The sequence below is a fragment of the Sulfolobus sp. B1 genome (assembly GCF_007050195.1).
GTDB lineage: Archaea > Thermoproteota > Thermoprotei_A > Sulfolobales > Sulfolobaceae > Saccharolobus.
The window spans coordinates 1-10,329 of sequence record NZ_QIMI01000059.1 but is presented as its reverse complement, the minus strand read 5'-3'; the positions used below and the strand labels follow the sequence as shown (position 1 = coordinate 10,329).

General features: G+C 34.8%; 8 protein-coding genes and 1 pseudogene. 3 read left to right on the top strand and 6 right to left on the bottom strand.

Annotated elements, in window-relative coordinates; translation table 11 throughout:
• Together DMP16_RS05520 and DMP16_RS05515 are read left to right on the top strand one after the other, a co-directional pair.
• Window positions 1-761 (top strand): GH116 family glycosyl hydrolase (locus tag DMP16_RS05520; RefSeq protein WP_255446809.1); only part of this gene is annotated, 761 nt, incomplete at its 5' end.
• Window positions 758-3,214 carry a GH116 family glycosyl hydrolase gene (locus DMP16_RS05515; RefSeq protein WP_069283579.1) on the top strand — a complete coding sequence of 819 codons (2,457 nt, stop codon included), beginning with the start codon at window positions 758-760 and terminating at the stop codon, window positions 3,212-3,214. The genes DMP16_RS05520 and DMP16_RS05515, both read left to right, overlap by 4 nt.
• Here the strand turns inward: DMP16_RS05515 and nagA are convergent.
• The 5 genes from nagA to DMP16_RS05490 all read right to left on the bottom strand — a co-directional run bounded on the left by nagA (window position 3,203) and on the right by DMP16_RS05490 (window position 7,605).
• Window positions 3,203-4,294 carry an N-acetylglucosamine-6-phosphate deacetylase gene (gene nagA / locus DMP16_RS05510; protein WP_069283581.1) on the bottom strand — a complete coding sequence of 364 codons (1,092 nt, stop codon included), beginning with the start codon at window positions 4,292-4,294 and terminating at the stop codon, window positions 3,203-3,205. The genes DMP16_RS05515 and nagA overlap by 12 nt on opposite strands.
• Complete coding sequence (locus DMP16_RS05505; RefSeq protein WP_083216378.1) at window positions 4,291-5,256, bottom strand: SIS domain-containing protein; 966 nt, start codon at window positions 5,254-5,256, stop codon at window positions 4,291-4,293. The genes nagA and DMP16_RS05505 overlap by 4 nt, the downstream gene beginning before the upstream one ends.
• Window positions 5,257-5,284: 28 nt before the next feature.
• Complete coding sequence (locus DMP16_RS05500; protein ID WP_069283583.1) at window positions 5,285-6,271, bottom strand: ABC transporter ATP-binding protein; 987 nt, start codon at window positions 6,269-6,271, stop codon at window positions 5,285-5,287.
• Window positions 6,252-7,205 carry an ABC transporter ATP-binding protein gene (locus DMP16_RS05495; RefSeq protein WP_069283584.1) on the bottom strand — a complete coding sequence of 318 codons (954 nt, stop codon included), beginning with the start codon at window positions 7,203-7,205 and terminating at the stop codon, window positions 6,252-6,254. The genes DMP16_RS05500 and DMP16_RS05495 overlap by 20 nt, the downstream gene beginning before the upstream one ends.
• Window positions 7,206-7,407: 202 nt before the next feature.
• Complete coding sequence (locus DMP16_RS05490) at window positions 7,408-7,605, bottom strand: hypothetical protein (RefSeq protein ID WP_069283586.1); 198 nt, start codon at window positions 7,603-7,605, stop codon at window positions 7,408-7,410.
• Window positions 7,606-7,857: 252 nt separating this feature from the next.
• Between DMP16_RS05490 and DMP16_RS05485 the strand changes: the two genes are divergently transcribed.
• Window positions 7,858-8,730 carry an ABC transporter permease gene (locus DMP16_RS05485; RefSeq protein WP_069284693.1) on the top strand — a complete coding sequence of 291 codons (873 nt, stop codon included), beginning with the start codon at window positions 7,858-7,860 and terminating at the stop codon, window positions 8,728-8,730.
• Between the two features lie 46 nt (window positions 8,731-8,776).
• Here the strand turns inward: DMP16_RS05485 and DMP16_RS05480 are convergent.
• Window positions 8,777-10,228 (bottom strand): annotated as a pseudogene (locus tag DMP16_RS05480) (ABC transporter substrate-binding protein); the annotation flags it as partial.
• Between the last annotated feature and the right edge of the window lie 101 nt (window positions 10,229-10,329).

Below are 10,329 nucleotides of genomic sequence, written 5' to 3'. Positions count from 1 at the left end.
CTAACGATGTAAAAATTTTGGAAAACGCTTATCCTAAGATGAAGGAAATAATAGATTGGCTAATTTACAAGGACAAGGACGGAGATTGTATACCAGACTCAAAAGGAGGATACGACAACTCCTATGATGGTACCCACATGTATGGAACTTCTTCATACGTTGCTTCTATGTTCTTATGCAGTTTAAACGCATTTATTAGAGTTTCTGAAATTTTAGGAAAAAAGGTTGATGAGAAATATTACAAAATTTTGGAGTGTGGAAAGAAGACTTTAGACTCTATGTGGAACGGAAGGTATTTTATAATGTGGAAGAAGGGAGAAGAAGAGGACAGATCTTGTTTGAACTCCCAATTGCTAGGTCAATTTTGGTGTGATATACTCGACCTACCTCCTATTGTAGAGGAGGATAAGATAGTTGGAGCCTTGAAGAGCATTTACGAACTAAATTATAAATCATCAAACTTCTGCCTAACTAACGCTGTAAATTTGGATGGGAGTGTAAACGTAAATTACGATCAGTTAAAATCATGTTGGCCTAGAGTGTCATTTGCTATATCCGCTCACATGATATTGAGAGGGATGGTTAGGGAAGGTTTAGAGATTGCTAGAAGGGAGTGGGAAACTATAAAAAGATTAAACCCATGGAACCAATCGTCTCGAATTGATGCAATAGATGGAAAATACGTAGGATTAATGTCCTATATTGGTAGCACATCTATATGGTTAGTTAGACTAGCATTGGAAAGAAAGGGATTGATATGAAATATGAGTATTCTTATAATTTGTCTAGCGGTATTGCATTGGGAGGATTGGGGACTGGCACGGTAGAAATAAGATCTGATGGTCTATTTTACGATCCTACAATTTTTAACGTAGGATCATATTCACTAACTAATAGAAACGAGAAATTAATGAATCCAGAAGATATGGTATTTTTAACTAGAATAGAGAAATTAAGACAGGTTAGAATACTAGCTTCTACCAACTACTTACTAACTTCTAGTCCATATAACACACCATGGGTTAGACCCACGAGAAAAATTCTGTTTGAGGGAAAAGGAGCTATAGCAGAACTTAGTTATGATAATTATGGAAGAATTACATTCTTATCTCCAACCATTCCATTAGATTTGAAGAATTCATCAATACCTGCATTCATAGTCGATTCCAACTTAATTGGAGAATCGATTTTAGTATTTAAATTTCCCTTTAAATTCTCATTAAGGAAGATTAAAAATGGTTTAACAATATCTTCTGACGAAACTAATGAAAATAGCCCGACGTATAATGGTAATTTAACAATTTTGTCTGATAATACTATAAACGTTGGTAGGATAAATGATTTAAGAGGTGCTTTTGCCGATTTTAGAAACGATGGAATAGTAGAGGATCAAGGAACGGGGGATTATGTCTTTCTAAACTTTAAACCTAAGTCTAACATTATTTTCTCATGGTATTTCCCAAATTACAGAGATAACGATGGGAATGTTCTAGGACATTACTATGAGAATTTCTTTAAGGATTCAGAACAAGTAGCTATATACGTTAAGGAGAACATGAATTATTTAGTAGAAAAAACACTTCAATTTATCAATAGTATTTATAACACAAAAAATATCCCTAACTATGTTGCTGATTTAATAAGCTCACAAATTTCAGCGTTAAAGAAGATTACAGTAATTACAAAAGATTTCTCAGTAGGTATATGGGAGGGATATTATGATGATGTTTTTGACGGACCTATAAGAGGAGCTTTCAATACCGCTGATGTAGCTTTTCATTATGCCCCCGCACTATTGATTCTTTATCCTGATCTATTAAAGAACTTATTGGAACAACTTTACAAGTTTAGACTAGATTATAATACGGAAGAATTTGTAATAATAGCAAATTCGATCCTAGAAAATTTTATAGAGTATAAGAGAGCGATTTTGAAAGATCCATCTTTGCTATCTGATTTTAAGAAAATTGTCGAAACAGTCAAGGATATTGTTAAGAAAACCGGTAAAGATCCAAAGGATAGGATACCACATTTCTTCAGAATACCTAATAGAAGATCGGTACAAGGGTACCACCTTTTAGACGCTTCAATAAAGTATTTGTTAATGGTATACTTGTATAGTAGATATACTGGTGATACTTCTCTAATGAAGACTACTGAAGAGGTTATTCAATCTATCGTAAGGACTCATTTAAAGGACGGATTACCATATCACTTCACTCCAGCTGGAATAGATCAAGAATGGAAAACTACCTTTAACTTCTTCAGAAATCAAGATATGAGAGATAATGCTAGATCATTACTAGGCTATACCACCTCAGAAATAAGTTATCAGACATTTGATGATTGGAGCATGATAGGTTTCGTATCATATACTTCAATATTATGGTATTCAGCAATTAAGTTGTTAGGAAAACAGAAATTATTAGAAGAAGCCGAAAATGGTTTGAATAAATTGTGGAATGGAAAATATTATGATTTGTGGTATGATCCGGAGAGCGGTTACAGAGATACAGCTTGTTTATCATCACAGTTAATGGGAGTTTGGTATTGTAGATTAGTTGGGGAGAGTTGTTTTGATGAGGATAAGGAGAGAAAAATTATGAGTGAAATATTTAAAAACAATTTCATAGAAGGAGAAGGATTAATAAATGGAAGATATATAAATAAGCCTAGACCATCAGAAGTGGGAAATATTCCTTACTTTAACAATACTGGATTAATCAACAGGGTTGGAAGTCAGATGGATACTCCATGGACTGGAGTTGAGTTCGCTTTCGCTTCTCATCTACTTTATCTTGGTATGGAAGATGAAGCTCTTAAAATTCTCAAAGAAGTCTACGATAGATATGAGACAGCTGGAATGTTTTGGAAACATGTTGAGTGGGGGGCATATTACAGTAGACCATTATCTGCATTTTCAATAACCTTGGCGTATGCTGGTATTAGTTATGATGGAGGGAGGAAACTGCTTAAGATAAGACCTAAGAAGAAAAATTTCACATGGATAATACTTTTACCCTCTTTTTGGGGGATAATAGACTACGACGAAGAGAACAGACTAATAAAAATAAAGGTTATAAAAACTAAAGATGGAGTTGCTGATGTTAATGCAATCGAAACAAACTTTCCGATAGGTGACATAACAATAAATGGAGAAAAAACTAGATTTCCCTTAAGAATAAAGGATGGTGACGAAATCCTAATTAGATGAATATACTACTCTCCCTTCTTTCATAGTTAACAACACTTTTAGATTTTCATCTAATACAACGAGATCAGCTTTTTTACCCCTTATGATTTCTCCGGCGTCTATCCCTAAAAGACTAGCGGGAGAATAAGTGGAATATGTTATAGCCTTTTTAATTCCCAGAAACTTTGAAACTCTCCTAATGCCTTCATCAAGAGTTATATTACTTCCTACCAGCTTTCCCTCCTTGGAGTAACAAGCGCTATTACAGATTATTTCTTCATCATATAGATAATAACTTCCTAAGTTACTTATCCCTGCTGAGTGTAAAGAGTCAGTAATTAGAATAACTCTGTCATCACTTTTAGCCATACTAACGAGTTTTATTGCAATATCACTTACATGAACTAAATCGGCTATTATTTCCACGTATATGGGAGTAGTTAGTGAAACTCCTATTATGCCCGGATCTCTATGATGAAATTCCCTCATAGCATTGAATAAATGTGTTATAGAAGTAGCTCCAAGCCCTATTGCTTCCCTAGTAATTGTTGCATCTGCATCAGTGTGTCCTAGTGATACTTCGAAGTTTTCCGCTAATTCTTCTATTTCATTATCTTTTAAGATTTCGGGAGCTATAGTAATTCTCTTTATTTTAAAAAGTTTTGAAATTTCTAATATTCGGTTATTGTACCTATCACTCAAAAATTTATGAGCTCCTCTTCTCTTTGGATTTAAAAAGGGACCTTCTAGGTGAATTCCAGGACTTTTGGCTTCGTGAAGAATTTTAGAGACTTTTATCAGTCTATCAATAGAGTCTGAAATAGTAGAGGGAATAAAGGTGGTAACTCCATGAGAATAATAAAAACTCTTCATCCTCTCATAATCTTCAACAGTAGCGATCTCATTAACTAAAACCCCACCTATTCCATGAGTGTGAATATCAATCAAACCAGGGATCGCGTACTTACTGTTAGGAACCCTTATCTCCTCCTTACATATGCCACTGCTTCCAACTCTTGAGATTATATTATCATAAATTACTATGTCATCCCTTAACGTCTCTAAGGGAGTTATAATCTCTAACCCTCTTATACATATCATTCTCTAACTACCTTAACTAACTTCTCTGGCTTATCTGGATTTAGACCCTTAGCTAATGCTTTATAAAAAGCTATAAGTTGAACTGGGATGATATAGAGTATTGGCTTCAATAATTCATTAGTTAACGGAATATTTATCTCACATCCTTCACATATTCTAATCAATCTTGAATCATAGTGTTTAATCTTATTTATAACTTGAATCTCGTCTTCACTGTTTCCTAAAATTATTACAGTAGTCTGAGGATCTAGAATTTGCATCGGTCCGTGCAGAAATTCTCTGGATGGATAAGCTTCTGACAGAAGATTCGCTGTCTCTTTCAACTTTAATGAGGCTTCTAATGAGGTAGAGAATAAAATTCCAGAGCCCAAAACCACTATCTTTTCCGTTAAGAATTGCCCATACTTCCTAAATAATCCTTCCATGGATAAAATTTCATAAACTTTCATTGATAGATTTTTTATTTCTTCCAATAGTTCATGATTTTTATTATATAACGAGTAAAGAGTAGCTATAGAAACTAGCTGAGCGATGTAGCTTTTAGTTGCCGCTACTGCCCTCTCTTCACCCGCCTTAGTTAATATACGCTGATCTGCTATTTTGTAAAGAGTGCTATCACGTGTATTAGTGATCGCTAGTATTTTGGCACCGAATTTCTTGGCATATGTTACTGCATTTACGGTGTCAACACTTTCACCAGATTGACTTATACCTACTACAAGTGTATTTTCGTTTATATCTAAACCTCTCTTTGTAAACTCTGAAGCTTGTATTGCCTTAGCATTTTTAAATAACATTTCAAAATACATTGAAGCGTGAAAACTAGTACCACTACCTACTACATAAATGTTTTTAGAGTCCCTAATGAGAGGATTATATTTATAATAATTATTATATACCTCATTCAGAGTGTCTGTTATTACCTTAGGTTCTTCATAAATTTCCTTATGCATGAAAAACATTCTATTCAACTTTTTGTTCTCCTACCTTTTAATTGTTTTTCCCGTAAAGATAACAAGAAACCTTGTGGTTTGCATTAGTATTTATTAAACTAGGTTCGTTTTTCCTACACATTTCCATCACAAAAGGGCATCTAAGATTATAAGGACAACCTACCTCAACTCTGGTATAGTCTACCTTAACGTTTTCTCCGATTACTCTTCTTTCAGATATTACATTTTCGATGCTAGGAGTTATCTTTATCAGATCCTTAGTATAAGGATGAAGAGGGTCTCTCAATATTTCCTCTAAATCTCCTTCTTCAACTATTCTACCGGCAAACATTATTACTGTCTTGCCTTTATTAACCAAATGATAAAAATATCTAGCTATAGGTATATCATGTGTTATAAAAACCATTGATAAATTTAATCTATTCTTTATCTCTGCTAAAATATTAAGTATACCCAACCTTAAAGATGCATCTACCATCGTGACTGGTTCATCAGCAATAATCAACTTAGGGTCAAGTGACAAACTCCTCGCAATATTAATTCTTTGTCTCTGTCCGCCTGATAACTGATGAGGAAACTTATTAATGATCTCCTCTTGTGGAGTTAGTTTAACCATTTCAAGCAATTCAAATATCCTTTTTCTAATCTTGTCTTTATCTAATTTCATCCATCTCTTGATAGGAGCTGATAAGATCTCTTCTACAGTTTTATTATATGGAAGAGTTGAATACGGATCTTGTGGAATTAATTGAACTTCTCTTCTGTAAGTAGCATAAATTTTCCTCCTATTCTTCCACACATTATATCCCTTATAGATTAGTGAACCCTTAGTAGGTTTTTGCAACCCTACCATTACTCTTCCTAATGTCGTCTTGCCAGCTCCGCTCTCACCTAAAACAATTAATAGATCATTCTCTTGAATATTTAAAGAAATATCTTTCAATGCGTAGAATTCCTTCTTTTTAAAAATACCTGACCTATCTTCAAAGATTACTGAAACTCCATTAAGCTCCATTAGATTCATATAACCTACACCTAACCTTTCTATCTTTAACCCCTATAAGCTGAGGCAATTCCTTACATCTATCGAAGGCATATTCACACCTGCTAAAAAATGGACAACTCTCACTTATTGGAAGACTACTAGCATCCTCTTTGATACTTATTGGTCTTATTTCTCCTCTCACGGGAGGTATTGATGATATAAGCAGTTTTGTATAAGGATTCAAAGGATCTTTAATGATATTTTCAGCCTTCCCCTCCTCCATAACATAACCTCTGTACATAACTAATAACCTATCAGCTATTTGAGCTACGTTTAATATATCATGAGTAATGAAAATTATGCTAATTTGTCTCTCTCTATTTATCTCTTTAATTAGCCTAAGAATTAATTCTTGATTAAGCATGTCTAATGCACTCGTCGGCTCATCCATTATTATGAGCTTCGGGTCTAGAAGTAAACTTAAAGCAATCATAATTCTCTGCTTCATCCCGCCAGAAAGTTGAAAAGGATACATAGAAAGCACTCTTTTAGGATCTAGTCCTACTGATTTAATTAGCTCATTGACCTTTTCCCTCATTACACTTTCATCCTTCAATCCATGGCTTTCAGCTATATATTTGAATGAACTATAAACGTTTATAACAGGATTAAGGGCATTTTGACTAGCTTGAGGAACAAATGAAATTTCCTTCCACATTATCTTCTTAAACTCCTCTAGGCTAACCGATAACAAGTCTGTTCCGTTAAAGAGTATCATACCAGAAACTATTTTACCGGGAGGTTTTATAGCCCTTATAATAGCATGAGCCAAAGTGCTTTTACCAGATCCACTTTCACCTATAATTCCTAAAATCTCGCCTTTTTCTAAATCAAAGTTCACATCATTTACAGCTTTAATGATCTTATCGTTTGTTGAATAGACTACACTCAAGTTTAAAACTTCTAATAACATATGAAACTATAATATGTATATAATACTATAAACGTTTTCTGTTGATTTAAAAAGCTAGTTGAATGATAAATGCTGTGATTAATTCCTTTAGAAACGTTATTGGATTGGTAACTCACCAACTTGCCTAATCCACACAATCATTCCCCCAAGATCTAATTTATATGAAATACTGGGAGTTAACCATACAGACGCTTTACGAACCCTAGGATCCTACCCCTCTTAGGATTTTTAACCAACACTTATATATTACTAAAGCATCCCTATAACAGTCTTGAGCAAGCTTAGGGTGTAGGTTAAACCTTTCCTTCAAAACTTGATAAGTTGCCTTATGAACTTCCTTAACTAAGTTCTTCTTCAGTTTATTTTCTTTCAACCAAATAGGTACATATCTTAAACCCATCTCATATCTTTCAACAATGTTGTGTAGGGAGGGATAAGGGAATCATAAGGCTAATTGTAGTCTTAATTCCTAACCTACCCTTCTTATTAGCTCCCCTACCCCTAAAATGAAAAGAAAGGAGTTTACACACTTTTCATCCCCACTTTAAAGGGTGAAGCTTTGCTTATTTTGTAATTATCTTTCCATGAAAAATCTTAAGGAGTAGTAGATCAGTTTATGGAAAGATTAAAAAGTATAGGTAAACCATATTATATTATGAGGAACAAATTTCTGGAATATTTGTATCTAATGTGGGAAAATAGGAAATCGAGAGTTGGATTAATAATAACCGTTTTCTATATTTTAATTGCTGCTATAGGACAAGAAGTGTTTCCCAAAACTTACTCATTGCAAGCTAGCTCTCAGACCATATTTATGCCTCCGCAACTTTCAAACTTTTACCTAATTTTTGGCACTGGACCTTTTGCGGAAAGTATATTAATACAACTCATACAAGGAGCTAAATCGGTAGTCGAAGTAAGCTTCTTGGCTGGTCTCTTCGCGACCTTAATAGGAATAGCTGTGGGAATAACCGCAGGATATCTTGGAGGTATAATAGATAATATTCTAATGGGAATAACTGACATTGTATTAACCTTACCTAGTATAATACTAACCGTAATAATAGCTAGTGCATTCAGAACAAGCAATCCCTTCTTCCTCGCTCTCATACTAAGCGTTACCAGTTGGGCTGGTCTAGCTAGGTCAGTAAGATCGCAAGTACTAGTCGTGAGAAGTTCACCGGCAACTGAGTTACTGAAGGTGTTGGGATTAACTAGAAGGTATATAATTTTCAGAGAAATAGTACCGTCCTTAGGTTCTTACATTGCAATACATTATATATTTAATGTTGAATCAGCTGTATACTCTGAGGTTGGTCTATATTACCTAGGCGTCCTACCATATAATCCAAATAATTGGGGTGCTATGATACAACAAGCCCTTTCTTATGGAGCTGCATTAGGTGGAAAAGCCATATTCTACTTCTTCTTCCCAACTTTAGCAATAATAGGTTTCATGTCAGGTCTTATACTACTAAGTTACGGAATAGATGAGATTGCAAACCCTAGAATTAGAACCTATTAAAAAAAGTCTTTTTTAAAAATTTGTCTTTTATATTTTACGTGAATATTTACCTTCTTCTTGTTAGCAAAACTACTACTGCTATAATTATCACTATAATAACCACTATGATAGCAGCTATTATTGCAAGCGTGTTTGAAACAGCTTTAGTTACTGTTACAGTGCTAGTTGTTGGCACTGTTGTAGTAACAGTAGACGTGGCTACAGAAGTAGTAGTTGCAGTTGCTGTAGTGGCTACAGTTGCTGTAGTAGTTGCAGTCGTAGTAGCTACAGAAGTTGTAGTAACGATAGTACTCTTATAAAGCGGAACATACCAGTAGTCTATGAGAGCTTGTAACATTGCCGTACCCCCTATCCCATATTCTGACTCCTGCCATATCCATGAATTAGCTGGAGGGGCATCTAATAACAAGGATGGGTTGACAATTACATAATTATCAACCTCTACTAATGGTAATACCGGTAATAAGTACTGATTCATGTAATAGGATAACTCTTGATTAGCTTGTATCAATTGTTGAGTTGTATTAGGAGATTCAGTCTCTTGAAGAAGTTTATAGAAATCTATTACGGTACCGTTAGGTAGAGTTAAGTTTTCATCCCACTGTGTAACATTCCATGGATATCCACCAAAATACGACAGAACTAGACTCCATGGAGCAGTTTCTGGGGAATAGGAGCTTCCCCAGTTCTCAAACCATAGATCATAACCTGTACCATTCTGCCATGCTTGATGCCACTGACTTACTACCGAGTAAATGTTTAATTGTACACTAATACCAAAAGCTTCTAATTCCTTCTGAATTTCCTCCATCATAGCTAACGCTTGAGGTGGAGGAGCCCCAGCACCTATAACAAGAGTAAATGGAGTACCGTTAGGATAATACCATTGACCATTCTTCTGATATAAGCCTACACTCTCTAGTAATTGAGCTGCCTTAGTGAAATTAACATTATAAGGATTAAGTGAAGACAAATACTGAGGAGACATTAAAAATGAATAGTAGCTCTCATTCGGAATTGCGTTAGGAATTGACACTGGAGCTGTTAGCGGACCGCCTACAGCTGCAATAGCACTCCTATTTAGTATATATGCGATAGCAGCCCTAACTTGATAATACCTTAACCATTGATCTTTCAAATTGTAAGCTAGTGCCCATCCAAAAGGCTGTGGTATCTTGATCAGCTCTAGAGTTGTAGGCAAAGATTCTAATTGTGTTGGAGATAGCCCAGTAAATCCGGCCCAGTCTAAGGATACTTGCCCGCTTGTTATCGCTGCTGTAGCTAAATCCGATTGTCCATACTGATATAGTATGACTTGATTAAATGGTATATACTTAGCGTCAAAATAATAAGGATTCTTATCAAGTACAATCTCACTTGAAGATAACTGTGCAAGGTAAAACGGACCACTATAGGGATACGTTGTGGGATTAGGTCTGAAATTCTTTATTTCCGTTCTAATGTTATTTATTATTTGTTTAGCCAACTTCATGTTACTGGGTTCTGTAGCACTGATTATACCTTATTCTGTTTGGAAACCAATAGTCAATCAGATATTAGGTAACTGGACTAAAATACAGAATACCAGTAACATGAAGT